At 47.0% G+C, this 26,677-nt stretch carries 24 protein-coding genes; 11 read left to right on the top strand and 13 right to left on the bottom strand.

The window, feature by feature from the left end; genetic code table 11:
• Positions 1-424 precede the first annotated feature (424 nt).
• From IKG78_RS18245 to IKG78_RS18230, 4 genes are read left to right on the top strand one after another with little or no spacing between them, the layout of a single operon-like run.
• Positions 425-598 (top strand): hypothetical protein, encoded by a 174-nt coding sequence (locus IKG78_RS18245; protein ID WP_290946151.1) that lies wholly within the window; start codon positions 425-427, stop codon positions 596-598.
• 12 nt (positions 599-610) lie between these two features.
• Positions 611-1,351: an ORF6N domain-containing protein gene (locus IKG78_RS18240; RefSeq protein ID WP_290946149.1), complete on the top strand. Its 741-nt coding sequence runs from the start codon at positions 611-613 to the stop codon at positions 1,349-1,351.
• Positions 1,352-1,364: 13 nt separating this feature from the next.
• Positions 1,365-1,682 carry a killer suppression protein HigA gene (locus IKG78_RS18235; protein WP_290946148.1) on the top strand — a complete coding sequence of 106 codons (318 nt, stop codon included), beginning with the start codon at positions 1,365-1,367 and terminating at the stop codon, positions 1,680-1,682.
• An 11-nt stretch (positions 1,683-1,693) separates the two neighbouring features.
• Positions 1,694-2,704 (top strand): ImmA/IrrE family metallo-endopeptidase, encoded by a 1,011-nt coding sequence (locus tag IKG78_RS18230; protein ID WP_290946146.1) that lies wholly within the window; start codon positions 1,694-1,696, stop codon positions 2,702-2,704.
• Positions 2,705-2,709: 5 nt separating this feature from the next.
• On the opposite strand, the gene IKG78_RS18225 is transcribed toward IKG78_RS18230, so the two are convergent.
• The 3 genes from IKG78_RS18225 to upp form a co-directional block, all read right to left on the bottom strand.
• Positions 2,710-3,654 (bottom strand): hypothetical protein, encoded by a 945-nt coding sequence (locus tag IKG78_RS18225; protein ID WP_290946144.1) that lies wholly within the window; start codon positions 3,652-3,654, stop codon positions 2,710-2,712.
• Positions 3,655-3,672: 18 nt separating this feature from the next.
• On the bottom strand, positions 3,673-4,500 hold the full coding sequence (locus IKG78_RS18220; protein WP_290946142.1) for a hypothetical protein: 828 nt from the start codon (positions 4,498-4,500) through the stop codon (positions 3,673-3,675).
• Positions 4,501-4,750: 250 nt separating this feature from the next.
• Positions 4,751-5,380: a uracil phosphoribosyltransferase gene (gene upp, locus IKG78_RS18215; RefSeq protein WP_366075822.1), complete on the bottom strand. Its 630-nt coding sequence runs from the start codon at positions 5,378-5,380 to the stop codon at positions 4,751-4,753.
• A gap of 254 nt (positions 5,381-5,634) precedes the next feature.
• Here upp and IKG78_RS18210 point away from each other — a divergent pair, with 254 nt between their 5' ends.
• The 4 genes from IKG78_RS18210 (at position 5,635) to IKG78_RS18195 (ending at position 9,973) form a co-directional block, all read left to right on the top strand.
• Positions 5,635-7,746, top strand: coding sequence for a glycoside hydrolase family 43 protein (locus IKG78_RS18210; protein ID WP_290946138.1), 2,112 nt, complete (start codon positions 5,635-5,637; stop codon positions 7,744-7,746).
• Positions 7,747-7,788: 42 nt separating this feature from the next.
• Positions 7,789-8,499: an MBL fold metallo-hydrolase gene (locus IKG78_RS18205; protein ID WP_290946136.1), complete on the top strand. Its 711-nt coding sequence runs from the start codon at positions 7,789-7,791 to the stop codon at positions 8,497-8,499.
• A gap of 188 nt (positions 8,500-8,687) precedes the next feature.
• The gene (locus IKG78_RS18200; protein ID WP_290946134.1) at positions 8,688-9,179 is read left to right on the top strand and encodes a hypothetical protein; all 492 of its coding nucleotides are present in this window, start codon (positions 8,688-8,690) and stop codon (positions 9,177-9,179) included.
• Between the two features lie 59 nt (positions 9,180-9,238).
• Complete coding sequence (locus tag IKG78_RS18195) at positions 9,239-9,973, top strand: phosphatase PAP2 family protein (protein WP_290946132.1); 735 nt, start codon at positions 9,239-9,241, stop codon at positions 9,971-9,973.
• Positions 9,974-10,085: 112 nt separating this feature from the next.
• Here IKG78_RS18195 and IKG78_RS18190 read toward each other — a convergent pair whose 3' ends face one another.
• The 10 genes from IKG78_RS18190 to IKG78_RS18145 all read right to left on the bottom strand — a co-directional run bounded on the left by IKG78_RS18190 (position 10,086) and on the right by IKG78_RS18145 (position 21,816).
• Positions 10,086-11,018, bottom strand: coding sequence for a bile acid:sodium symporter family protein (locus tag IKG78_RS18190; RefSeq protein WP_290946131.1), 933 nt, complete (start codon positions 11,016-11,018; stop codon positions 10,086-10,088).
• 84 nt (positions 11,019-11,102) lie between these two features.
• Positions 11,103-11,498: a hypothetical protein gene (locus IKG78_RS18185; protein WP_290946130.1), complete on the bottom strand. Its 396-nt coding sequence runs from the start codon at positions 11,496-11,498 to the stop codon at positions 11,103-11,105.
• Positions 11,499-11,528: 30 nt separating this feature from the next.
• Positions 11,529-12,719 (bottom strand): hypothetical protein, encoded by a 1,191-nt coding sequence (locus IKG78_RS18180; protein WP_290946129.1) that lies wholly within the window; start codon positions 12,717-12,719, stop codon positions 11,529-11,531.
• Positions 12,716-12,916, bottom strand: a complete 201-nt coding sequence (locus IKG78_RS18175) for a DUF4372 domain-containing protein (protein WP_290946127.1) — start codon at positions 12,914-12,916, stop codon at positions 12,716-12,718. Before IKG78_RS18175 ends, IKG78_RS18180 begins: the two co-directional genes overlap by 4 nt.
• Before the next feature lie 172 nt (positions 12,917-13,088).
• A complete protein-coding gene (locus tag IKG78_RS18170) occupies positions 13,089-15,761 on the bottom strand; it encodes an FISUMP domain-containing protein (RefSeq protein WP_290946125.1) in 2,673 nt (890 codons plus the stop codon).
• A 128-nt stretch (positions 15,762-15,889) separates the two neighbouring features.
• Positions 15,890-18,466: a fibrobacter succinogenes major paralogous domain-containing protein gene (locus IKG78_RS18165; RefSeq protein ID WP_290946123.1), complete on the bottom strand. Its 2,577-nt coding sequence runs from the start codon at positions 18,464-18,466 to the stop codon at positions 15,890-15,892.
• Between the two features lie 238 nt (positions 18,467-18,704).
• Positions 18,705-19,160, bottom strand: coding sequence for a hypothetical protein (locus tag IKG78_RS18160; protein WP_290946121.1), 456 nt, complete (start codon positions 19,158-19,160; stop codon positions 18,705-18,707).
• A 107-nt stretch (positions 19,161-19,267) separates the two neighbouring features.
• Positions 19,268-20,851: a glycosyl hydrolase family 8 gene (locus IKG78_RS18155; protein WP_290946119.1), complete on the bottom strand. Its 1,584-nt coding sequence runs from the start codon at positions 20,849-20,851 to the stop codon at positions 19,268-19,270.
• A 190-nt stretch (positions 20,852-21,041) separates the two neighbouring features.
• Positions 21,042-21,452 carry a very short patch repair endonuclease gene (locus IKG78_RS18150; RefSeq protein WP_290946117.1) on the bottom strand — a complete coding sequence of 137 codons (411 nt, stop codon included), beginning with the start codon at positions 21,450-21,452 and terminating at the stop codon, positions 21,042-21,044.
• Between the two features lie 118 nt (positions 21,453-21,570).
• Positions 21,571-21,816: a TIGR03905 family TSCPD domain-containing protein gene (locus IKG78_RS18145; protein WP_290946115.1), complete on the bottom strand. Its 246-nt coding sequence runs from the start codon at positions 21,814-21,816 to the stop codon at positions 21,571-21,573.
• Positions 21,817-21,972: 156 nt separating this feature from the next.
• Between IKG78_RS18145 and IKG78_RS18140 the strand changes: the two genes are divergently transcribed.
• The 3 genes from IKG78_RS18140 to IKG78_RS18130 are packed head-to-tail and all read left to right on the top strand — an operon-like array spanning position 21,973 to position 26,609.
• Complete coding sequence (locus tag IKG78_RS18140; RefSeq protein WP_290946113.1) at positions 21,973-22,956, top strand: acyltransferase; 984 nt, start codon at positions 21,973-21,975, stop codon at positions 22,954-22,956.
• A gap of 52 nt (positions 22,957-23,008) precedes the next feature.
• Entirely contained in the window at positions 23,009-23,617 is a 609-nt protein-coding gene (locus tag IKG78_RS18135) for a ribonuclease domain-containing protein (protein ID WP_290946111.1), read from the top strand.
• Positions 23,618-23,657: 40 nt separating this feature from the next.
• Positions 23,658-26,609: a glycoside hydrolase family 44 protein gene (locus tag IKG78_RS18130; protein ID WP_290946109.1), complete on the top strand. Its 2,952-nt coding sequence runs from the start codon at positions 23,658-23,660 to the stop codon at positions 26,607-26,609.
• The last annotated feature ends 68 nt before the right edge of the window (positions 26,610-26,677 follow it).

The raw sequence follows: 26,677 nt of genomic DNA, 5'->3' as shown, positions 1-26,677 counted from the left end.
GGATGACAGGGAAAAAGGAGTTAACAAGTCAAGCCCGGCATGACAATTTGAGGGGAAAACTAGTCCAATGGTCCACTTTTTATCAAAAAAACAGCGTTAAGATATCCCTTGACGCAGACTTTCTATTTGTGTATATTGTAGCCGATATTCGATAATCCTCGTGACAGTCGACATAGACCTTCGGGTCCGTACGTGCATTCGCGGCGGGGCCCATCAACCTTCTTGATGGTTCTGTTGGATAGCTGGTAGGAACACGACCTACTCGAGTGCGCAAGCCAAGTAATGCCTGGGAATACCCCAGCCAACAGAATCGCAAGATCATCCCATAAAAACAGAAAATAAAGCCACAGTTGTCGCAAAATTCGCGACAACAGCTCAGCACGCAACTTTTGCGTGTTGTTAAAACATTTTTAAAGGAGTAATTATGTTCGATGAGATTTTCGGAAAATTTAATAGCGGCCCGAATCGCGGAGCAAACAACGCTATTGGTGATTTCGCAAAAATTCTAGAAGAAAAAGATGCTGAAATCAAACGATTCAAGGAACTGATTCTGCGCTGCCCTAAATGCGGTGCTAAATTGCGTTACCCTAAAGATTAAAAGGAGGTGAAAATGAATAAACAAGAAGTCTTTATTTCAAATCCGTTGGTTAGTTCCACGATTGCGAGTAAAATCGTGATTATTCGCGATGTTCAGGTCATGATAGACCGCGATTTGGCGGAATTGTACGGCGTAGAAACAAAAGCACTTAATCAAGCCGTAAAAAGGAACACAGAACGGTTTCCTGATTATTTCTGTTTTCAACTTGATAAAGAAGAATCCCTTGAACTGGTCACAAATTGTGACCGGTTCAATATACTAAAACATTCGTCTTCTAGTCCTTACGCCTTTACCGAGCAAGGCGTCGCAATGCTTTCGGCGGTTCTTCGTAGCGAAAGGGCTATCAAGGTCAGTATCGAAATCATGAATGCGTTTGTTCAGATGCGCCATTATCTGCGTCACAATATGGGTCTTGTCGGGCGTTTAAATGCTTTTGAATCCAAGGTTGATACAAGACTTATTGAACATGACCTAAAATTCAAGAAGATTGACGAAAATTTCTCTAAAATATTCAATGAATTAGATTCTAATCCTAAAAAAGCTAAGGAGGGGGTGTTCTTCAAAGGGCAGATCTTTGACGCCTACGCATTCTTCCAAGACATCATCAAGACCGCGAAAAAAGAAATCATTCTTATTGACGGTTATGTAGATTTGTCGGTTTTAGAAAGGAGAAGCCCTAAAAATAGACAAACAGTAAACCTATTGCGTTCTTTAAAAAGATTTATTATATTAACAAATAGGATTTTCGACTAACGGTGGGGGTGTCTTGAAAATTGAATTTAGAGATAAGGATCTAGAATTGTGCGCGATGGATGAAGCGTATGCAATACGTCGAATGGGCAAGAAACGAGCGATATGCTACAGAACTCGAATCAACGCCTTGGTCACAGTCGCAAATTTCGCCGATTTATCCAAGTATCCAGGTCATTTTCATGAATTGGTCGGAAACCGAAAAGGACAATGGGCTTGCGACCTTGATCAGCCATACCGATTGATTATTTGGGGCGCAGAACCGAACAAGGCTGTTATTTGGGCGGAAGTTACCGAAGCCGAAGTCGTAGAAATTGTAGATTATCATAAATAGAGAGGAATAACATGGCAGAAGAAAAAGAACTCCTTTTGTGGGGAGCAACTTCCCCTGGAGAAATTCTTAAAGAAAAACTTCAAGAAATGAATGTGGATGTTAACGATTTCGCCGCCCGAATCGGCTACACCCCAAAAACGGTGAACGAATTACTCAGAGCCAAGTGCAGGGTGACGGCAGAAATGGCCTACAGCCTTGAATTTGGGACAGGAATTCCCCAGTATTGTTGGCTAGAAGCACAAAAGTTGTACGAACGGGATCTCTGGCGTGAAAAAATCAAGAAATCCTTCAAGAAAAGTGTTGTTTGGCGCAAGTTCTTCCCTATCGGCGAACTCAATCCGCGCACATGGATCAAGGACTTCAACAACAAAGAAGACGGCGTGTCGCCCATCCTCAAGTTTTTCGGGGTGGCAAGCCCCAAGGCGTGGGAAAATTACTATTACAAGAATCGCCTGAAAGTAGCATTCCGCATCTCACTCGCCGAAACAGAAGACCCGTATGCCGCCTCCGTGTGGATGCGCCGTGGCGAAATTTTAGCCGACGAAATCCAGATGGAAAAGCAGAACGACAAGAAGCTGCGTTCCGCCATCAAAAAAGCGATGATGCAATTTGTGGAACTGGCAAAATCTGACGTTGCCGCATGGGAAAAATTACGTCGCCAAAAGGCATTGCCCAAACCGAAGGTGGGCGAAGATTTTATCGACGAAGGCATGCATAAGTTGCAAGAACTCGGCACAACGCTCGGCATTAAGGTTTTGTATGCGCAGAACTTCAAGTCTGCACCGATTCACGGCATGGCTCGTTGGTACAAGGATATTCCCGTCATCCAATTACACGACCGATTCAAAGATCGCAATGCATTCTGGTTCACTTTTTTCCACGAACTCGGCCACATAGTGCTTCACGGCAAAAAGGACATCTTTATCAAAAACGTCTATTACGGCAACAAGAATCAGCAAAAAGATGACGAGGCAAATTGCTTTGCGCAAAAGTACATGTTACAAGCAGGCTTGGAGATATAATCAACTCAATGATAATTCCACGTGCTGACGGCTCGAACGTTCAATTCAGAATCTAGTAGCACGTAGCCGTCAAGATTATAGCCGCCAACAAAGAACACATATACGATATCTTGCAATTCTTTCGTTGAAATGACATATCTATTGAAAAGGGTCATTGAAGTTGTAGTCGGACGGTCATCTTCTGCGAAGCCAGACGATCCCGAAAGATTTACAACTTTGTTTTCCTTTACAGCCATTAATTCCATTTCATCATCCATAATGCCGCAACCAGAAGTGTCTGGGATAAGTACTTCGTAAAAGGATACGTTATCCTTATACCCTGCTAGCGGTTTGATAACGACATCGCTTGACTTAGCGGCTCTTTCAGTAACAAGATTTTCGTTAGAATCACATTTGCGAACAGTCCGTCCCTTTCTAAAGTACTGCTTTACAAATTTGTCCTTTATTTTTTGTTCAACAGAACCATTCATCGCAACCGGTTCTATTTTTTCGGCATTCGTTCCAAGCGGAACCGCAAGCAACGGGAGCATTCCTTTTCCATTCTCTTTCCAAGTTTCTAGGGTGCGATTTAAAGAATCGAATTGAATTTTATTTTCTAACGAAATGGAACTTTTTGCAAGTCCGATTTCACTCCATTTGCGACGCATAAACTTCAATGTTCCAGCATCGACACGCTTGCCATCGGCATTAATCACTTGCCATGATTGCTTCATGATTTTATGCGAACAGGACTTTATGTCTTTAAAAAGCCCACCCGCATTTTCGCCTTCGAGAAAATCACACGATGGAAACCACCCTTTATCAGTCCGAACAAACGCCAAGCGGATATAATATCCATCATGTTCATACGCCTTTGGGTCTTCCACAAAACCAATCGCCGTAAGATCTTTTGCAGCAGCAACAAACGGCAAAAGCAAAACGAATAGACAAATAAAAAAACGTTGTTTCATACCATTTAACATTTTACATCACTCTCTTTTGACCGTCGTTGTAACCACTAACGTATCGGCTTCGCTGTACGGAGTCTTGTATATCAATTTCCAAGTGAAAGAGCTATCCTTCAAAGACAATACGTCCATCGCATAAAAATGAGATTCTGGAAGTGCAGGCATATTCGTGTATTTAGGATTCCCACAATAAGTTGGATAATTGCCGCAATAACACGTATAGTGCGGAAACGAATGCATCTCAGGACAAGAAATAGAAACAGAATGTATTATCGGCGCCGTTTTGAGATTCGAGCTTAAAGAATCTTTGCGTTCATTTTTTTCTTTTGAATTTGCAGATTTTTTGGAGTCTTTTTTCTTTCCTGTTTCATAGAAAGTCACGCCACTAGGCAAATCAATGGCAGTCAACTCATACGAAGACGAGAACCTTTTTGAATGAGAACAAGGAAAAGTTTTCTTTACTGAAGCAAATTGTTTTTTAAAAAAAGCGGTGTCAAACGTTGCATATACAGGACGAGGGATATAACTCGTTTTCTTAAACAGACCAAAATTTAAATTTATGTAGGCCGTATCTTGATACGTATTTGTGTCCGGTTTATATTTCCGCGAAAATGGATAACCTTTAAATTTATCATCGGGACACAGTTCTGCATGGCACTGAAATTCATTCCCTTTTATCTCGCAGTTAGAAGCCCGCCATACAGAAATTTCGCCTTTGTGATCTTTAATGCGATAATACACCAAGGCATTTTCTGGAATACGATTGTTATAGTACAGAAAGAAAAGTGCTCCTGCAATCAAAATAAGCAAAATAGGTATAGCAATTTTCAAAACGAGCTTAAACTTCATATGGCATAACATACAAAAGTCAAACAGTACGCGCAAGAGACTTCTCAAATTCGTTCGCTGTTTTACCCAAAATTTGCGGAACTTGTTTTTCTCAAATTTTAATTGTATATTACGTTTAGCACCAGAAAGGGTGATGTTATTAGATCGCAGTCCGCGCAAGCGGGGCGGTCTTTATTTTTTAAGGGAGCAAAAATATGAACAGAATCAAACTTATCGGCATCAACACAGCAGGATCTTTGCGCTTGTGTTTCTATTTCGTTCCGAAAATGCGGTCGCCTGCGTCGCCGAGGCCTGGGCAGATGTAGGCGGCATCGTTCAGGCAGCGGTCCAGATGCCCGACGTAAATCTGGACATCGGGGTGTGCGTCGTGCAGTTTTTTCAAGCCTTCGGGAGCGGCGATGATGCACATGAACTTGATCTTCTTTCCGCCGTGTTTTTTTATCATGCTGATGGCGTCGGCGGCAGACCCGCCAGTTGCAAGCATGGGGTCCACGACTACGATTTGCCGCTCGTCAATCGGGTCCGGGAGCTTGCAGTAGTATTCCACCGGTTCGTGGGTGCTTTCATCTCGGTAAAGCCCGATGTGGCCCACCTTTGCTGAAGGGACCAGCGCCTGCATACCGGAGACCATGCCGAGTCCGGCGCGTAGAATCGGAATCAGGGCGAGCTTTCGCCCGGCGAGTACCGGCGTAATGCATTTTTCGATGGGGGTCTCGATTTCCTTGTCTTTCAGCGGAAGGTCCGCCAAGGCCTCGAACCCTTCGAGCATCGCGATTTCTTCGACAAGACGGCGAAATTCGTTAGTGCCCGTTTCCTTGTCGCGCAGGTGCGAAATCTTGTGCTGTATAAGCGGGTGCTTGAAAATGGTCACGTTTTCCATGTTTTCAAATTCGTTCATGGGAACCTATCCTTTCTTGCTTAGCATTGCATCTACAATAATACCTAAAATAAGGGCAACTGCAATGTTCGTCAGCGTTACCGCTCCTACAGAAATAGTAATCCCGCCTATGCCGGTGATAAAAATTTAGCCGTTTAGAACTGTTCACGCTATGTGAAAAAAACTGCTTTTCATAGTATACCAATTCGCTGATACAATATATTTTAATACTAATCATAGTAACATTGGGTGTGAATATGAAAAAGAAAATCCTTCTTGCGGTAACGCTTGTAACTGTTTCGTCCATGTTAATGTCCTGCGGCGACGATGATTCCGTCAGCAAGGATTTTGACGAAGACACCCCCATTCTGGATATCCCCGGAGATTCTCTCGGTCAGGAAAACCCCAAGGATTCCCTCGATCCAGTTCTGCCCAAGGACACGGTTGACCCGGTTCTGCCCAAGGACACGGTTGACTCGGTCCTGCCCAAGGATACCGTCAATTCCGTCCAGCCAAAGGATTCCCTTTCTCAGGAATTGCCTAAGGATTCTCTCGGCAATGACGAAATAAAGGATGAGGTTGCTGTCGCCAAATTCGATATTGCCCTGTCTATCGAGGATATCATTGTAGATTGGTACGGCGGCGGTGGCGAAAAGGACCCCGACAACAATAGTTTTACCTATAAGCAGTATGCCAACAACTACTGGGACATACACGACCTGAATACGGATGTCTATACTAAGGTGGAGATAAACTTTGCCAAGGCTGTCGCATACGATAACATTGATGTGATTGCGACTTATAGCGACGAGGCCAAGACTACGGAAAGAATTCCCAGTGGCGCAACAAGCCTTGTTCTGTCCTTTGAACCGGGCAAGACGCTTGTCAGTTTGGCTCTTGCCGTAAGCCCAGACACTCCAAGTGATGCCGCAACGATCAGTTTCGGTAAAATCATTATCCGGGCAAAGGATTCCGATGGCACGGTAGGCAAGATGCCTGTAAAGTCCCCAAAATTAGGCTTGGACAATGCCAATCCTATATTGGATTTCCAGTATTGTGCGGACCCGACGGCCATTGAGTACAAGGGGCGTCTCTATGTCTATGGCACCAACGACCATCAGCAGTACGAAGAAGGTGTCAGCAATACTTACGAGAAAATCAAGACGCTGGTAATGATGTCCACTGACGATATGGTCAACTGGACTTATCACGGACTGATTCCTGTCGGTGAAGTGGCTCCGTGGATTATGGCTTCGTGGGCACCCAGCATCATTAGCAAGGAGCAGGCCGATGGCAGCACGCTTTTCTCCCTCTATTTCTCCAATAGCGGCTTTGGCACCGGCGTTATCCAAGCGAAGTCTCCGGTGGGTCCGTGGACATCTCCTTTGAGCAAGAGCCTTATCGATGGCGACAATCCTGTTGTAAAAGGCAGCGGATCCATATTTGATCCGGGTGCCGTAATTGACGACAACGGCGATGGCTGGATTTCGTTCGGTAATGGGCAGGGCTGGATTGCCAAGCTCAATCCGGACTTGCATTCCCTTGACGGGGATCCGGTGAAACTTCCGTCCCCGTTCCACTTTGAGGCAAATGAACTCAATTATATCAACGGCAAGTACGTATATACTTTCAACAACGACTGGAACGACCATACTCCTTGGGAATGGGGTGGCGAGGCTCCGACGGCCTGCAGCATGAACTACTTCACCAGTACCGAGCCCCTGAATCCTGATTCCTGGACCTACGGCGGGAACTACTTCAAGAACATGGGTGAGAATGGCATGACCTACGGCAACAATCACACTCATCTCCATAAGTATCAGGACAAGTGGTACATATTCTATCAGACAGCTATTCTAGAGGCTTCCATAGGTACCCACGGCGGTTTCCGCAGCATACTGGTTGACGAAATTGAAGTGGACGAAGCAAATGTCGTTATCAAGGAAGCGAAACCGACCTACAAGGGTGTAAAGGCCATCAAGAATTTTGACCCCTATTCCGTGCAGCAGGCTTCTACGGCTGCCGCAACCCTGGGTATTCGCTACGTGCCAACGGAGGAACCCGGCCACATGGTGGCTTCCGTCGGTACTCCCAGCAAGGATGGCCCGGCACCTACAAAAGGCGTCATCGAAGTTCGCAATGTGAATTTCAGCAGCGCAAAAACGCTGAAGGCCCTGGTGAAAGGCAAGGGCTCGGTAACGCTCCGTCTTGACAAGCGAGATGGCGCGAACGTAGCCTCAATCAACAGCGCTGGCAGTGACTGGCAGGAACAGGAGGCGAAGTGCGGCAACATCTCAAGCGGCGTCCACACGGTCTATCTGATTATAAAGGGTGATGTGCTGTTCGATACCTGGCAGTTTGCGAATTAGTCCACTGATAGCCCTGGGCTATTATATAACTATATTTCTTGCATGACCATTTACAATATTGGCAATCGGGTCGTCAACAATTACCTTTTTGCAATTGATGAAGGGTACATTCTCATCGACACCGGATACGAGAACGGTTTTGCGCGTTTTCAAAGAAACCTAAAAAAGCTCAATATACAGCCGAGCGAAATTAAATTCATTTTTTTGACACATGCGCACGACGACCACGCAGGATTTCTGAACAAAGTTCTTGCCATTACAAATGCAAAAGTGATTTTGCACCCCAAAGCAATCGAGCGACTTAAAAGCGGGCAGAATTCCTTCGAAGGCGGATGTTCAAGCATGCTCGCCTACATTTTCTGCAAGCTGTTCGCACTGTTCGGAAAATCTGGACACAAGTTCCCGCCAATCAAAGATGAATATTTAAATCGTTTGATTACCACTGATTCGCAAGAATTTCGCAATCTGAATTTGCCGATTCAAGCCATTGAAACGCCGGGCCATACCGCAGACCATATTTCTCTTTTGAAAGACGGAATTCTATTTTGCGGTGATGCCGCCATGAACGGATTTCCTAGTATCAAGCGCAATATCATTTGGATAGAAAATCTGCAAGATTACCGCAAATCATGGGAAAAGATGATTGCTTTCAATCCCGCCAAAATTTATCCATCGCATGGCAAACCGTTTGACGTGAACGATTTGAAAAGATTTATCAAAAGTATAGATAAAATAAAATTACGGCCATTATAGTGACAAGTGACGTTCACACGGTCTATCCGATTATTAAAAGTGATGTATCGTCCGATACTTGACCGTTTTATTGGACCTTGTTTTTCTCAAATTTTAATTGTATATTACATTCAGCACCAAAAAGGGTGATGTTATTAGATCGCAGTCCGCGCAAGCGGGGCGGTCTTTATTTTTTAAGGGAGCAAAAAATGAACAAAATCAAACTTATCGGCATCAACACAGCAGGGGCAAAACGCTTGTGGTATGGGCCAGAAACGAAAATCGGTGTTTTCGCGTCGAGAGATTTTGATGCGAACGACTACCGCTTGGAGCAATGGGCCACAGAAATGGGACGATATCATCAATGCCTTGTGAGCACGTTTCATTCTGATGCGGAGCGTCGTATTTTAGACATCGCGCTTGCGAACGGAGCGTTTGCGGTCTGGATTCGCGGATGTAGCCTGCCCCACATTTATCGTGGCGCCGTTGAAAAAGCAATGGAGAGCGACCACTTGCTGATGCTTTCGTGCTTCCACAGAAAGCACCACACAGAAGCGACTGCGCGTTATTGCGTGCAATTGGTGTCTATGTGCACGAAAAGGCACACGTTCTTTATGAACGAAAACGATTCGCTGTTGGAGCCAGTTTATCGCAAGGTGGCCTGGTACTACAACACGAAAATTTTCTACGAACGCGATTAGTGCGCATTTCATTACTGTAATAAACGTTCATGCGTTTTCTAAAAATATATCTTTAAAATATGATTACACTTCTCCAAAAATCTGTTTTCGCTCTTGCCATTTGCGGAGCGACTCTTTGCTGCTTTGCCGCCGACGCAAAGCCCTACGTCAAAGCGGACGCGCTCCCGAACGCTCTAAACTTCTACCCCTCACCGCCAGAAACAACCTCCGTGCAGTTCATGTACGATATTTCGCAGTACATGTGGGGCAAGGCCATGCGAGCAGATTCCGCACGTGCAGCCCTTGCGATTGCGCAAGCGGAAACAAAATTGAGCGAAATGGTCCGAATGTTCAGCGAGCCCTTCGGCATGGAAATTTCAGCACAGAAAACACCCGCCATCATGAACGTGATTGAACGCGGGATTGCAACGCTCCGGCAAGTGGGTAGAGTTCCCAAGAAGCACTACATGAGGCGTCGCCCATTCGACCGCTTCAACGAACCGACGCTAGTTCCCAAAGACGAAGAAGTTTTAAGAAAGAATGGTTCTTACCCGTCGGGCCACACGATTCTTGCATGGTCGATGGCAATGTTACTTGTAGAAATAAACCCGGCTGCGCAAGATGCGTTGTTGAAGTATGCCTATGAATGGGGGCAAAGCCGTGTGATTGCCGGATTCCATTGGCAGAGCGATGTCGATGCATCCAAGGTTCTCGTATCGGGAGCTTTTGCAAGTTTGCACAATGACGAGACGTTCTTGGCAGATATGAAAAAAGCGCGAGCCGAATTCAAGAAGTTATCTGCAAAGAAGAAGTAGTTTTAAACTTTTTATAGTAAACGTAATAAGAATTGGTTCATATGAAGAAACTGATGCCGGCACGATGGCCGGCATGACAGACGGAATGCGACGTTTATCTCTGCCGAAGTTTTTATTCTTTCCTACGATAAACGTTCGCGAGAATCGCCCCGGAAATGTTGTGCCAAACGGAGAAGATTGCACCGGGAACAGTCGCCATCGCAAGCGAAGAAAACGCTGTCGCCGCAAGGCTTGTGGCAAGCCCAGAATTCTGCATGCCAATTTCGATGGAAAGTGCTTTTGTTTTGGGCGTAGAGAACTTGAGCATTTTGCCGAGTCCAAAGCCGCACCCGTAACCGAGTAGGTTATGGAGAATCACAACGGCAAACACAATAGCACCCGTTGAAAGAATCTTCGCCGCATTGTGCGAAACAACGGCAGCAACAATCATCGCAATCGCAATCACGGAAACAAGCGGTAGCACCTTCACCGCCCGCGCAGTCCATTTGCCGAAAAACTTGTTGATGACGAACCCGAGTGCAATCGGCACAATCACGACTTTCACGATAGAAATGAACATCGCCATTACATCGACATTCACGGTTGTACGCAAAAGCAAGTACGTAATCGCCGGAGTCAGCACAGGTGCAAGCAGCGTATTCACACTCGTCATACCGACAGAGAGTGCCACATCGCCTTTCGAGAGATACGTAATGACGTTACTCGAAGTGCCACCCGGACATGTTCCCACAAGCACAACGCCCGCCATCAGCGCAGCGTCTAGCCCAAACGCTTTCGAAAGCAAAAATGCGAGTGCCGGCATCACAATAAACTGCGATGCACAACCGATAATGATTTCTTTCGGGTGCGTAAATACAAGCTTAAAATCACTGAGCTTTAGCGTAAGCCCCATGCCAAACATCACAACCATCAAAAGGTAATTCACCCACGAGAGTTCAATCCAGAGCGTCGATTTCGGAACGAACAGCGAAAGTGCCGCAATCACAAGCACGACAACTGCCATCCACTTGCCAACGAATTCGCTAATTTTTTCAAGAATACGCATAATCAGACACTCTCTTTAAACCTTGTACCCGTACTTCCGTACATCCAACTATAACTTAATTGCATAAAAATCTCCCAAAATCCGTTAAAAAGATAGTCTTTTTTGCATAAAAAGAGATCCTCGCCTACGCGAGGATGACGAAACAGAAACCGTCGAGCTACTTGATTTTTGCTCTGTTACAATGGAACTCGATATTTTGTCATCATTTTCGCGAGAACTCGAAGATTTCGAATCATCGGTTACACTGCTGCTAGACTTGCTGACAGAACTTTTCCCGGACTCTGTTCCAGAATTTTTGCCGACGCTTGATGAAGATTTTGACATTTCAGAACTGCTTTCGACACTGGCGATAGCACCCTGCATCAAGTCGATATCGTAATTATCGTAGAACGTGCAAGCGGAAAAAGCTACAGCAATCAGCAATAGTGCGGTCCTAAAGATCTTATGACCTCCGCTCAGGATGACACCATCACTTGTCATTCTTTCGTCTATCGTCTTTCGTCTCTCATACTAAAGCCCCCAATAGAACGTTACGTAGCCGCCCTTGCCCAAATTTGTAATTATATCAAAACCACCTTCGACACCGAACATTCCGAAATTCACGAACGCACCCGTCTTGAACTGCATCCATTCTTCGGAATTGTCTTCGGGAATCGCAATGACAGCCGTTTCGCGGACACCAAAAATTTTGTAGCCGAGTTCAGTCTGAACCACGGGAGCGATATAACCGCGTTGCAAGCCGCCACCAAAGCCCAAACCGATAAACGCACCCACACCGAACGAGGCGAACATATCCGCATTTTCGCCAAAGCCAACCTTGACGCGAGCAGCGGCAATCAGGTCGGGCAAAAACATGAACTGGCCTTTATCAAGCCCGAACGCTTTGTAATTTTTGTCGCTGAACGAAGCGAATACGCCCGACAAACCCACCCACGGAGAGAAATGTGCTCCGCGTCGGCCTTCGGCAGCGGCCGCTTGATTCGCAGTTTCAACTGCCAATAAACTATCTTTTACGGATTCATCTTCTTCGGGGCCGAAATCTACGCCGTCATTGTTGCCCTGATTTTCCCAAATCCAGCGACCGTTAAGGGTAGTCTCTTTCTGTTGGTAATTCACGGAGCCTGTGAATGTCTGCGGTTTTCCGCGTTTCATCACGATAGGCTCGCCATCGACTTTCACGGAGCCATCGAATTGAATTCGCACCGGGCTTTCGCTTACAGGGCCAGCACTGATGCGGCTGTGGAACAACTTAACGCCATTCAAGTAGTAAGCACTACGTACTGGTCTTGAGATATCCATAAAGAGAATCGGAACATCGCTCGTATCCGTTTTATAGACCGCAAGCGAAGCGTTCCCTGCAAGGTCGGCATTCAGCTTGTCCAAGCGTTCCAGAAAGAACGAAGCAAAGCCCTTGCCATCCTGACGTACCACCATTTCGCGGCAAGTTTCGCCCCATTTCTGGGCGATTGCGAAAAGATTCTTGCGATGATTCGGTTCGTATTGCAGCGTAAAATCGTAGTTTGCCTGAAAGCCCGCGCTCAAGGGTTCCAAATAAACGCCACCCTGCAAATTCAAGAACTGGTCCTTGCTCTGTGCAAAACTGTAGAGGGCATCAACGCAAGCATCAATTTGCAACTTGCGATCTTCAAGGCCGCGGGCCATTTCCATGTGGCCGAGCCGCACTTCGCCAGTCACCTTCATGTACTTTTCTTCGAACGCAGGGACCTGTAATTTTTGAATACAGCGAACAACAGCACGAGCAGGTGCTGGAACCCGTCGAACTTCTTGACATACCGTTCCCCGCCAACGCTGCGGGATTGCCTCAGAATTTCGCCTTTGGAGAGGTATTTTGCGATTTGTGCGTATATCGGCTGTCCGGTAAAATTTCTACATTCCATAGTGCTTTTGAATTTGTTTTATGTGCAAAAGAAACTATAGTCAAAAGCGGCGGCTCCCGGAAACGGAAGTCGCCTTTTTTGTTAGATTTCTGGTTGAATTAAAAAGTTTTACCGGACACTAATAATTTTTTACCAATTAAGTTAGTCTGTTACAATTATAAAATAATATATGTTAGTCCTTGACGCAGCGGACATTCATTAAAGTGTACTGCTTGCTATTTTCGATTATACGCACATCGTTGTCTGTGAACCCAATGTAATATGCATAGTTACTACTTTCATCGTCAGAACACCATAAAGCAGCATTTCCATAAATTCCTGCATCCTTGCCACCCATGTGTGAATCCCATGCACCATAGTATTCAAGAGCAAACCCATAGGTGTCAATTCCATTACTCAAACTCGAGCCTGTGACAGCCTTGAGATGCGATGGAGCATCACTTACACCTCCTGCGGTTGCCAACAATGTAACCCATTCTTCGCGACTCGGCAGATGCCAGCCTTCAGGGCAAATTCCACGGATACGGCCTCGATTGCCGCACAGCTTGCCATATCCGCAACCCTTTCCACCATCGGAAAATATGGCGGCACTATCCACTGCCATGGCCCAAGAATAATAACATTCAAGCGAATCAGAAAAGAAAGACCGAGCTGCACACATATAGTCGTCGCTAATAATGATATCGCGACTATAATACACCTCAGTAAATTGAGTTCGCAGATTTTCGGCCATCCAAATCTGGTCCCCTATTACCGTCGCCTTATATTCATCTTCACCATTGAAGAATACACCTGTTTTTGACCACCCGGAATTGGTACACTCATATATCAAACCGATTGGCACATTATATTTTTTGCCCCGCATCTCGGTGACACAACTGCGGCCTAGAGGCATTTCCTTCTGGGTAGGTTCCCTGAGCGTATCGGCGTCCCACACCATCACCTTGCCGGTAATGGGCCCCTTTATGAAGGCTCCGAGACTGTCCCTGTGCGTTTCGAAAAAGAACTTTTCGAATTCGTTGTCGCCTGCCGGAGCCCACGCGAGAGTCCAAGTGGACCCGTCATACGACAAGTCTAGGCCGTCCGTGCACTTGTACAGGAGCGTATCTTTGCCTTGCACCAGAGATTGAACTTCATTCACTGAGCTCTTGACGCAAGCTTTTTTCAAACGGATATCCAGATCCGTTCCATGCCGCCATCCGCCGTCATAGACGTAAATCAAGCTCGTGTCAATCCGACCCGGCCGCATTTCACCAGTTTTGCCACTAGACCAACCTAGCGTGTCCCTTTCCAAGGCGGTCATCCTCCTCCAATGATTCCCACCCTTTGAATCGCAGACAAAACGGGCCAAGCTATTCTTCGCCGCATCGATGCTGTCGTAAGCCTTGGCGTAGTAGCTGGAGTTCTTGTTCGGCACGTGAGCGGATGTCCCCACGGGATTGTTCTTGTCGCCGCAGGTGCCAAGACCGCTCACGACATTTACGTAATTGCGCACGAACTTTTCAAAGCCAGGTACGGTATCGCCCAGGCGCCAACCCGCCACGTTTTTGCGGAACAGAGCAAGCCTGTTTTCGCTATCGGCCTTCAGCGCCCAGTCGGCAAGGATTACTTTTGTCATGGAATCAGTCCATGTCCCCTTTTCGGCAAAGGCGTTCGATATTTCGGTCAACAGAACCACCAAGTCAGCCTCGTCGCGGTCGCCCTGCAACAGAATAGAAATGGCAAGCAGCGCGGCGTCCGCATCAGTCTTGCCGAACACATTCAAGTCTTCGGAGTAGCCGAAATCGGCCAAGTCATCACAATAGAACGCCTTGAAAATTTCGCCTTCGGCCTGTTTCTTGAGCTTTTTAATCTTGAGAGTTCCGTCGCCATGAGCCATCAAATAAGCTACGCGTTCATATTCCAAATGCGTCAGCAAGTTCACGTTTACCGTATTGCGGGCATCCAAGTCCGTCACGGCGTTCAATGTAATTGGCAAAGTAGAATTTTTACCTGTCACTTCGTTGCGGTAATAGCCGTTAACAGACAAACGCACATAGCTTGACTTTAACGTTACGTTGCGCATGTTGAAACACCCGTCGTCTTGCGTAATGACACTTACAAACGAGCGTCCCGTCTGCAAAAGCGACTTGCTGCCGTCCAGTTCGACCGCGGTTACAGAAGAACCTTTCACGAACGGCCCCTTCTGCGACACACCGCTAATCGAGCCGTTTTCGATTTCATACTCGACATCGCCTGTATCGGGTTTTGTGCTGTTGCCAAGCGGTATCGTAAACTTGTCCGTACCACAGGCAATCGTCACTGTAGAATCCGTCTTATTTGCGACGGAACAACCTGCACCGTCCTTGCCGTTTGAGCCGTCTTTACCATTTGCACCGTTTTGGCCGTTCAACACAACGCCTACGGAATCGCCGCCGCAAATAATTTTTACGCCGCTCTTGTCTTTAAGTTCCTTCGTCGTGCAAGTCGAGTTTTTTTCAATAACGACGGAGTCCTTCACAACGATGGTGTCTTTCATGACAACGGTATCTTTTACAAGAACAGTATCCTTGCCGCCCGAAGAAGTCGCAAACCACTTTCCGTCCATACAAACACGCGGAGCAGTTTCGCCCTTGACAAAAGCTTGCTCGCCTTCGTTGTCCTTCGTGCACTTGGGGAGTTCCTGGGTCGTGGATACGATAGACATGTTGTTGTCTTGTATAACCTGAGTTGTCACTTCGTCGCCACAGGCCGCAAGGAGGAATGCTATGGATCCTATCGAGGCTACGCCTCTCCAGGATGACAGGCGGAGAGGGCGGCTCCAGAATGACAGGCGGAGAGAGCTGTTCCAGGACAGATTCTTCATTGTCATTCTGGAGGCTTGAAAAGCCGATAGAATCCATGACAGAAAGGAGGATGCATGCTCTTTTTTCATAATAAGGTTTTCTCGCAAGGCTTTAGTTGGATGAAGGTTTATTTATTTGTTGTTAAAAACTATTCTCCGGAGTTCATGACGCAACGAACAGAAAACCCGATGCTCTTGCTGCCGTAGTCCAGGCCCGCATCATCGTCGCGGTAGATCAAGTTCATGAAGTACGCGTAGTCGCTACCGTACTCTGTAGAACTCCAGAAGCCCGCGCGGTAGCCCTCGTTGTGGTAATCCCCGTTGCTGCTGCTCCTGGAGCCGGCAGGGAGCGCGGAGAAGGCGAAGGCATCAAGGCCGTTGCCGTTGACATTCCATCCGGACCTGGTTTTAAGCTTTGTTCCGGCGACCGATTTGCCGCCGACAGCCGCGAGCAGGGATTCCCATTCAGCCGTGCTTGGCAGGTGCCAGCCCATGGGGCATACTCCCTGAATATTGCCCGATGGCAGGGAGCATGTGTGCCCAAAGCCACAGTCCTTTTCGGACTTGCCTACGGCCGCAGCCCACTTATAAAGACGACCGTACTTGGCACAGTTGCTTTCATCTTTTTCGTAGCAGAAACTAGAATCTACCTCGTAGTTCAGGTTCTCCGCCATCCACACCTGGTCGCCTATCTGCACGGCCATGTAGGTTAGCCAATTACGCCGATCGATAAATGTTCCCGTCTTCGACCAGCCAGACTCGTCACAGGTGTACGTCAGCGTGTTCGACAGGGTATCTCTCGTTTCGTATTTACTTGTCACGCAGGCCTTCTTCAACAGTATTTCGTTGTCGTTCGCTTCCCTGAGCGTATCGGCATCCCACACCAAGGTCTTTTTTGTGAAGGGTGCGTCCAAAAGCAAGCCGGGAATGCTATCCTTGTAGGCTTTCAAGAACACAGAATCTTTCTCACGATTACTCAACAGGTACCATGCACTGTTCTCATCCGTCGAGACTGCACATGCGTACCAACTGGTATCCGTAACTTTCGCCACGGTATCCTTGAACGCCTTGATACAGCCAAAACCGACAACGCGGTCCAAATCCGTGCCATGACGCCAGCCGTCTTCGTAAACATAGGTCAGGCTGGTATCAATCTGCCCCTTTCTCACGGTACCGGCAGAATCCTTTTCCCAGCCCTTCGTGTCCCTTTCCAGGTCGGTTGCGATTCTCCAATGCTTGCCGCCTTTATCATCGCAAACTACACGCACCAGGCTATTTTTCGCAGCATCGATGCTGTCGTATGCCTTGGCATAGTAGCCGGAGTGTTTGTTCGGCACGTGAGCGAATGACCCCACGGGATTGTTCTTGTCGCCGCAGGTGCCGAGACCGCTCTCGACATTTACGTAATTGCGCACGAACTTTTCAAACTCAGGTACGGTATCGCCCAGGTGCCAACCCGCCACGTTTTTGCGGAACAGAGCAAGCCTGTTTTCGCTATCGGCCTTCAGCGCCCAGTCGGCAAGGCCCGTTTTTGTCATGGAATCTGTCCATGTCCCCTTTTCGGCAAAGGCGTTCGATATTTCGGCCAACAGAACCACCAAGTCAGCCTCGTCGCGGTCGCCCTGCAACAAGATGGAAATTGCAAGCAACGCGGCATCCGCATCAGTCTTGCCGAAAACATCCAAGTCCTCAGAATAGCCAAAATCAGTCAAATCATCCATGTGGAACGCCTTGAAAATTTCGCCTTCGGCCTGTTTCTTGAGCTTTTTAATCTTGAGAGTTCCGTCGCCATGAGCCATCAAATGAGCTACGCGTTCATATTCCAAATGCGTCAGCAAGTTCACGTTTGCCGTATTGCGGGCATCCAAATCCGTCACGGCATTTAACGTAATCGGAGCAGTAGAATTTTTTCCAGAAACTTCGTTGCGGTAATAGCCGTTAACAGACAAACGCACATAGCTTGACTTTAACGTTACGTTGCGCATGTTGAAACGCCCGTCGTCTTGCGTAATGACGCTTATAAACGTGCGGCCCGTCTGCAAAAGCGACTGGCTGCCGTCCAGTTCGACCGCGGTTACAGAAGAACCTTTCACGAACGGCCCCTTCTGCGATACACCACTAATCGAAGCGTTTTCGATTTCATATACGACATTGCCCGTATCGGGATTCGCGCTGCTACCGCCAAGCGACATCGTAAACGTATCCGTACCACAGGCAATCGTCACTGTAGAATCGGTCTTATTTTCGACGGAACAACTCACGCCGTCTTTTCCGCTCGTTCCATCCTTGCCGTTTGAGCCGTCTTTACCATTTGTACCGTTTTTGCCGTTCAGCACAACGCCCACGGAATCGCCGCCACAAATGATTTTCACACCGCTCTTGTCCTTGAGTTCCTTCGTCGTGCAAGTCGAGTTTTTTTCAATAACGATGGTATCTTTTACAAGAACAGTATCCTTGCCGCTTGAATTCAAGGACTCCCATTTACCATCGACGCAGATGCGTTCCGATTTTTCGCCCTTGACAAAAGCTTGCTCGCCTTCGTTGTCCTTCATGCACTTGGGGAGTTCCTGGGTCGTGGATACGATAGACATGTTGTCTTGTATCACTTGGTTTGTCACTTCGTCGCCACAGGCCGCGAGGAGGAATGCTATGGATCCTATCGCTACGCTCCAGGATGACAGGCGGAGAGGGCGGCTCCAGAATGACAGGCGAAAAGACTTTTTCATTTTTGACCTCTTTTTATAAAAAAAGGAACGGCCCTGACACAAGGCCGCAATCATTTCGTAAAAATTATAAAGACGGGGGATAGAATGCTGAAGCCCTTCACACACGAAGGGTTCATCTTTAAGAAACGGAGTGCAACAACTCCCCAAAATCATGTATCGGAATATAACAAAAAAAATCCATCGTAAAACTAGTTTCCTAGCTTACTCGGTTTGAAAAGCCTCTAGAGCGAAAAGACCATTAAACCTTGTACCCATACTTCCGCAATTTTTCGACGTACGTCGGGTCGCTCAGGCGGGCCTTGGATTCCGCCATGTACTTGTCGTTGTCCTTGTTCTGGAATCCGAGCTTGATGCGCAAAACGTTGATTCCGCAAGCGATGGCGCCCAGAGCACTGAAGGCTCCCGCCACAACAATTTTCATGGAATAGTAGCCCTTCGCATATTGGAAATAAATCATCACGCCGCAGACAAGAGCAATCGCCAAAAGAAACAGCGTTCCTTTCACATAAACTTTCGCATTGTTGCTGCGCGGGTCAAAACCATCAATCGCGACTTCGCGCCAGCGCCTATCCAGGTATTCACTGCGGCACGCCTTGCACTCACGAATTGGACTGCCGTACATCCAAGTGTTACAGGATTCGCGATTCTTGTTTTTGCATTCCGGACAAACCCATTCGGCATAACTTATTTGCATAAATATTCTCCTAAAATCTATTAAAAAGATAGCTCTTTTCGCAAAAAAAATCCCCGTCAGAGGCGGGGAAGAGAATTTGAGAATCCAGGATTTCCATTTTTTCTTTTTTATTTCACCAATTCTTTCCTGCCGTAATACGCACCATGAGCTCTATTCGAATGGTTCACCTTGCAACCTTTAAGATTGTAGTCGCGTTGCATTTTGTATTTGTCGGTACGCAGAACCATGCTGTGAATGGCTTCAGACGAATCTTTTACTGTAGTGTCCTTGGGCGGTTGAGCCGCAGCCTTGAACGTCACCTTGTAAAGTTCACAATCCTCGAACCAGTCGATAGTATCGCCTTCTTTGTATGCAACACCGTTGATTTCTTTGGCTTCCATTTCCTTGTCCTTGATGACCTTCGGTTTCGGTTTCCAAATTTTGAAATTGCCGGTCAAGTGAAGCATGGCGAGGTAATGCACCAAGCCATCATAGTAACGCTGGCTGCCGACAATGGGCTTGGAGTCCCACGCTTTCTGCAAGACTTTCTTGACCAAGTCCTTGTAGCTATCTTCGCCGAGCAAGGCATACGTCGCAACGGCATTCGCGCCAGCCTGGCCGATGGTGAATTCGCCATAACCGCTAGAGCCATCCCAGTTGAAATGCCCGTGCTTATAGCCGTCCCTCTCGAAAAAGTCGGTGATGACCTTTGCAATTTTCGTTTGGCGTTCCGCATCAGCACCGAACAGGTAGTAATCCATGCCATAGTTCATCGGGCAGCGGATAGCGTCAAAAGCGTACTTGGTGGAATTGTCGCTGAAGGCGTGATGCGGAGTTCCGTCAAAGTTACTGTAGTCGCTGCACAGGCCCGACTGCGGGTTAGCGGAATTGTAGATGTGGTCTCTGGTGGCCTTTGTGGCCTTTTTCCATTTGTCTTTATTTGTATCGGACCAACGGCTGAACAAATCAACGAATGCAGGCAAGCTGTAAGAAGCATCGCCCCAGGTATTGTTGCCGTCAGTCGGCTGGAACGTAGCGATATAGGACTGTTCGCTATACAGGGAATTACCATTGCCTTTCCAACAGGCCTTCAAAATGGTCTGCGCATCCTTCATGTAGTTTTCGTCGTCCCAACGGTGTGCCGCAAACAAAAGCGACATCATGAAGTAGATTTCGCCATCGGGTGCATTCCCTTGGTCACGCGTGGAGCCGTCGCGATTCGCCTGCCAAGAGAAGTAGCCGTTACCACCTCTAGCGGGATCGTGCCACAAGTGACTCTTGGCCCAATTCCAAAGCTTCTTGAATTCATCCTTGTAGTTTGTCTGCACCGCAATCATCATGCCGTACGACATTCCCTCGGAACGGATATCGTTGTTATTGATATCGACGATGTAGCCGCCATCGCGGTCTTCGTAATACACGGTCTTGTCATTTTGACCGCCAAAGTAGTGGTTCCAAAGTTCATCCAGTTTGTCCTGAATGTCCTTGTCGGTCTTGCCCAGAATTGTTTTGAACGGACTGGTGTAATCGCCCGTGTAGTAAGCTCCCGTGTAATTTTTTTCGTCGCAATCCGGGCCGTAATAAGCTCCGTTTTCGTCGAAAAATTTGGTCGGGGTGAATTTTTTTGCCGTGGCATCTTGTGCCATGACAGACGCAGCGAAAGCACTCTGGCTCAAGCAAGTCATGAATGTGAATAATTTTGAACTCCTCATAATATTCCTCTTTGTACTAAAAAAGTAATAGACAACTCACCCAAAGAGGATTAATGCAAAGTTTTTTTTGTTGTAATGTATTAAACACCGAAATATGGATAAAACTGTCGAAATTAAACGAAAAACGGGATATTTAGCAAAAGTAAATTTTTGCATCCATATTTTTTCAATTTTTTTGTTTTGCCCGCAGTTAAATTTCAACAGTTTCTTCGTCGCTAATAATAAATGCCTTAAGACGCTCTAAAGTCCGTTCGAAATCGTTCTTGATGGAACATTCCCAAACGGTTGCTACGCGATAGCCTTGTAAAGACAATTCCCAATTCGTCTTGATATCGCGAACAACATTATTCGTAAACTTGTTATCCCAAAACTCGAAATTACTCTTGGGGCGACTTGTGAACTTGCAGCCGTGCTGGTGCCAAAAACACCCGTTGATAAAAACGACCACGCCGTACTTGAGGATAAACAAATCAGGCGATCCCGGCAAATCGCGACGGTGCAGCTTGTAACGAAATCCCGCATGGAAAAGTTCCCGACGAACCAGGAGTTCGGGCTTTGTATCTTCCGAATGGACCGCCTGCATCATTTGCGAGCGGTTCATGGGAGTCCGTTTTTTGTGACTGCGTTTCATTTTTGTCGTTTGTCACCCCGACCTAAGGTTGGTGAGCCTGCCGAACCATGCCGGGGTCGGTATTTTCATAAGACGTTACTTTTGGCATTTACGGTTCGCGACCGAGAACCGCTTTTGCAAGCTGGTCCGCGCACGAAGTCGGCTTGCCGCCGCAAGTGTTGCCGAGCAATTTTGCAGCGATGTCTTCGGCAGTCATGCCCTCGCAAAGTTTGGCAATAGCCTTGAGGTTTCCGTTGCAGCCTCCCGTAAAACGAATATTGCGGATTTTGTCGCCATCACGCGTAAATTGAATTACCGTGGCACACGTGCCTTTCGTTATGAAAGTTTCTTCCATAAATCTACCTACTTGAATTTTGTTTGATGATCCACGCAATAAAATACATTATTTACACATTTTTCAAAAACACTGATATCTCTATTTCGCAAAAACAAGTATATTAATAAAGTGAACAGCATACTTCAATTATTATCAAAACACAGAAGCGCCATAATGGGATTTGCCATATTATGGGTTATGCTGTTTCATTTGCCCGTTCCCACCGATTTTACATCGCTTGATTTTATCAAGTCCTTGGGTTACGGCGGAGTCGATGTATTTTTGTTTCTGTCTGGATTTGGTTTGTATTTTTCCATGTCACGGAAAAACTTCATCTTGAAGAAATACTATAAAAGCCGATTCTTCCGCATTGTTCCCGAATTTTGGTTTGTACTATGCATCGTTTTCTTGATTCAAATGAACTTTAGCCTCAAAAGTTTTTACTCTCTAGTATGCAGAGCGACGACTTTGGGGTATTGGATCGGGCATCAAGACGAGCTGTGGTTTATTTCTTGTATCTTATTCTTATACGCAATATTCCCCATGTATTTTAGCTTGTTTAAAAAACACGGGACTAAAGTAGCTTTTCTTTTCATTGGAGCAGGCCTATCGTTAATTTTAGTATATGCATTAACTTGTATTTACTCCTACGGCAATAAAAACTTCGGCGGATTCATCATCCTGACATACGCAAGGATTCCAATATTTTTCGTAGGCGCTATTTTTGGCCATTGGGCAAAAGACGGGTGCAATGTTGAATTAACAAATAAATTAAAAATAATTGGATTATCTTCAGCGATTGTTGCATTAATTGTTTTAACGTGCTTTAAGAATTTTATGCATAGTTTTTTGCAAACTTGTTCGCTTGCATATTTACCCTACATCATCATAACCCCTGTCTTGAGCATTCTTTTAGCGATGTTTTTTGAAAAATGGAAAGTGCTTGACAAGCTGTTTACTATTATAGGACTTTTATCTTTGGAACTATACTTGTGCCATGTGTATATTTACAAATTATTTTTTGTTTTTATAGACTATTTGGACAAGGATTCCGCAAACCTTCTTATTATGATTTTTTCTTTCTTTGCCGCATACGCATTGTATTTTGTGAATAGGAAAATTTTCACAAGAAGAACAAATATTCGAATCAGACCATAGCAATCTTTTGAAATTCTTTTTTCTGTTTTAGCGCTTTTATTACATTTAAGACATGAAATTTATTAAAGTTCTTTTTCTAGCAACCATCGCTTGCTTTGGGGCTGTCGCTTGTACAACGTCTGCATCCGAGGACAACTGCAAGGAACAAGATTCCAGCACGACCATAACGTGCAAAGCCTATTCATACGATGAGTGTGGGAATATTATTTGCGAATCACCATTATCGTCTAGTTCTCTAAAAGTTTCATCTAGCAGTAATGAAGTAAGTTCTTCCAGCGAAAAAAGTAAAACGATCCTCGAAGCGGTTCAGGAATCTGGCAAATACACCTCAAAAGATTCCGTGGCCGCATACTTGTGCAAGTTCGACAAATTGCCCTCTAATTATGTCGGCAAAAGCGAAGGCCAAAAGCTTTACGAATCTAAGACCGGCAAGACTTTTGAAAAGTGGAATTTTAACCCGTGGACAACAATCGGCGTGATGATTGGCGGCGATACCTACAGCAATAGCGAAGGGCTTTTGCCGAAAGGCTCTTACCACGAAGCCGATGTCGATTATTCCGCCAAGAACCGCGGCACCAAGCGTCTCGTTTACCAAAGCGATTGCGTCATTTACTATACCGCAGACCATTACGAAACTTTCAATAGACTTGAAATTCAGTAAATTTTCACAACGAACCTTACCCCATTTTCGAGGAGGTCTTATGAAATTCAAAAAAATTTTGTGCAGCACGGCTCTTGCACTTTCCGCCACGTCCGCACTCGCCGCACAGAACGTCATCGAGGTTGACGACACGCACCCGGGCATTGTCATCAACACAGATAATATGCTAGCCGCCGACCTTGCCATTTGGAACCCGCCCAGCCGCTATTACGACATGACGCCCGCGCTCGTCGATGGCGGTTACTCGATTTTCCGTTTTCCGAACGGAAGCTTGAGCAATGACTACCACTGGAACGGTGCAGGCAAATACGACAGCACCGGACTTTGGATTCCTAGCGATACAAGCTGGGCTCCGGGATTCCTCGGCGAAACGATTTACCGAGGCACCACAAAAGACAACTACGGTTTCATCCGTCGCAGCCACCTTGCCGATGGCGACATGAACACGATGTGGTGGGGAGAAATTCTCGACCCGAAAGATCCGCCTTGGGTTGTCATTGAGTTCCCCGAAAAGAAAGACCTCGACTCCATCATCATTGACTGGGGCAGCCTACGCCCGAAATCTTTCGAACTCTCGTACTGGACCGATGACTACGCCGAATACCCGGGCGTCCACCAGAATCTTGAAAACAAGCTAAAAAGATGGGGCACCGTCAAAGTCACGGGCAACCAAACTAAATACAAGTTCGCAACGACTCGCGCACGCTATGTTGCTGTAAAATTCAAGACGACCGAACTTCCGTCAAAAGGCGTGCAGATTCGAGAAATGAAACTTTATAGCGGTTCAGACGATTTACTCGCCGGGAACGATTACAAGTTCTTCGCGATGTCCACCCGCAACGGCGACAAGCCGCGCACCGACTGGACCAACATCAAGTGGCATTTCGAAGAATTCATGACCTACATCAAAAAGTTCTCGGAAGGAAGACAGAACGCCGTTATCTGCGTCAACGCAGGTACAGGCACAGCCAAGGAAGCCGCCGCTTGGGTCCTCTATGCCAATAAGGTCAAAAAATACAACATCAAGCAATGGCAAATCGGCAACGAACTTGACGGCGAATGGGAGGAATCCGGTCCGCTTTCGGCAAGGCAATATGCCGCACGCTTTATCGAATACGCCCGCGCAATGAAGGCTGTTGATTCGAGCATCATTTTGCACGGTCCGCTCTTCAGCACGCACAAAATGCAACAGAAGGGTGCAGGCCTCAACGATGGGAAATACTGGATGGCCGAATTTTTGCGCATCGTCGGTGAAGCCGAAAAGGCTGACGGCAAACGCTATCTCGATGTCGTTGACTTGCACACTTATCCGTACTGGGCACCGAACAACCTGAACGCCAAAGACATGCTCAAGGCGACGATGGATGTCGGCCACAACGCCGATACGCTGAATGCCTGGATGAACAAGTATCTCGAAGGCAAGCGCCGCGTGTTTCTCTCGGAATTTAGCACATCCGTGCAAGGGAGCCAAATCTGGATGGACTACCCGCAAGCCGCCGGCATCGCAAACATTTTCGCACAATACCTCGTCCGCTTTGGCGACCGATTCCAGGCTCTCCCGTGGGATGCATTCGGCAACGTCTTTGAAGGTCCGGACCACACGTGGGGAACTATCAGCATGACCGCTCTCGTCAAGGAAGGTTCCTGGAACCTCTGGGGAAGCCTTGAACCCACCGCCGAATATTACGGAGTCTATATGGCGTACAAGCGTTTCCTCGATCCGGGATTAGGTTATGCAGTCGTTCCCGTCAAGAGTACGACCGAATCCGTCGTGCCATACGCCGTTTGCTATGATGGCGAACGGGACGAAAGTAATCGTCGCTGTCACGTTTTACTAATAAACCTCACCGACACCAAGCAAATTGTGCAAGTTGACCGCAAGAGCGAAAAAAAGAAGCCGAGCAACTACCGCACCGAAGTTGACGTATTCGGTGCAGAGCAGTTCAAGTGGATTGGCGACCAAAAAGACGCTTACCCGTACCCGAAAATGGGACCAAGCGGTCGTTTGCTCGAAGGCAAGAACCGCGATATCGAGATTCCACCATTCGGCACTGTCGTTGTCCGTATGAATGCATTCAACCATATGAAACCCAACCGCCCAAATATTCTAGCCGCAGCACTCGAAAAGAAAGTGATGACCGTCGGCGACACGCTAGACCTCTTCGTAACCGCAGAGGAGCGTTCTTCAATACCGATCACCGGAGCCAACATTCAAATCAAGAAGTGGGACAATAAAGGGACGCTTACCGTCCGTGCTACACCTGATGACGGCAAATGGAATTCTTCCATCGAAAGTTTCCACATTCAAGTTCCTGTTACAAATAAAGTATCTATCGGCAAGAAGGAAATCAAACTCACCGTCTCGAACGGGTTTAAGTTCGGCGTCCCAGACACGCTCAACATTCCGTTCCGCGTCCGTGGCGCTTACCGCACCACAAGCGTGATGGAGAATTTCGACAACGGTCTAGACAACGTATCGTGGTTCCCGGTCGTCAATGGCGACAACGCCACCTCCATGGATGCCAAGGTGTATAACGGGAATCCTCCGCTCGGAGGCTACATCCGTCACGATTTCATCGTCGAGCAACCGCCTGAACTTGGCTGGCCGAACTACTCCGGCGCTTACTACAACGTTCCCGAAGAAGTCAAGAAGTCTGTCGGAATCGTTTTCGATTACGCCACAACGCACAACAATCCGCAAGGCTACATCGAACTACAAATCATGTCGAGCCAAGTCGAAGACTACGACGAATTCATGGTCCGCCTCAAGAATACGCGCGGCAACTGGGTTCGCGACACGCTCATCTGGGAGAACATGAAGCAAGAAGGCTGGGGCAAGACGATTCCGCAGCTCGACCCGACCAAAATCAAGAACTTCGCATTCCGTGCACGCCACAGCGGCAAGGGCTACATCAGCCTCGACAATATCTACCTGCTCGGCGAAGACGGCAAGGAAGTCCCGATGCCAAAAGGTCTGAGAAGACTCAGGTAAGGAGATGCGTTTCGAGATGTGTAAACCGATCCCGGCACTAAGGCCGGGATGACTTGAAAAAAAGTCAA

It is taken from the genome of Fibrobacter sp. (genome assembly GCF_017545445.1).
Classification (GTDB): Bacteria; Fibrobacterota; Fibrobacteria; order Fibrobacterales; family Fibrobacteraceae; genus Fibrobacter.
This window is presented reverse-complemented; position numbering and strand designations above follow the sequence as displayed.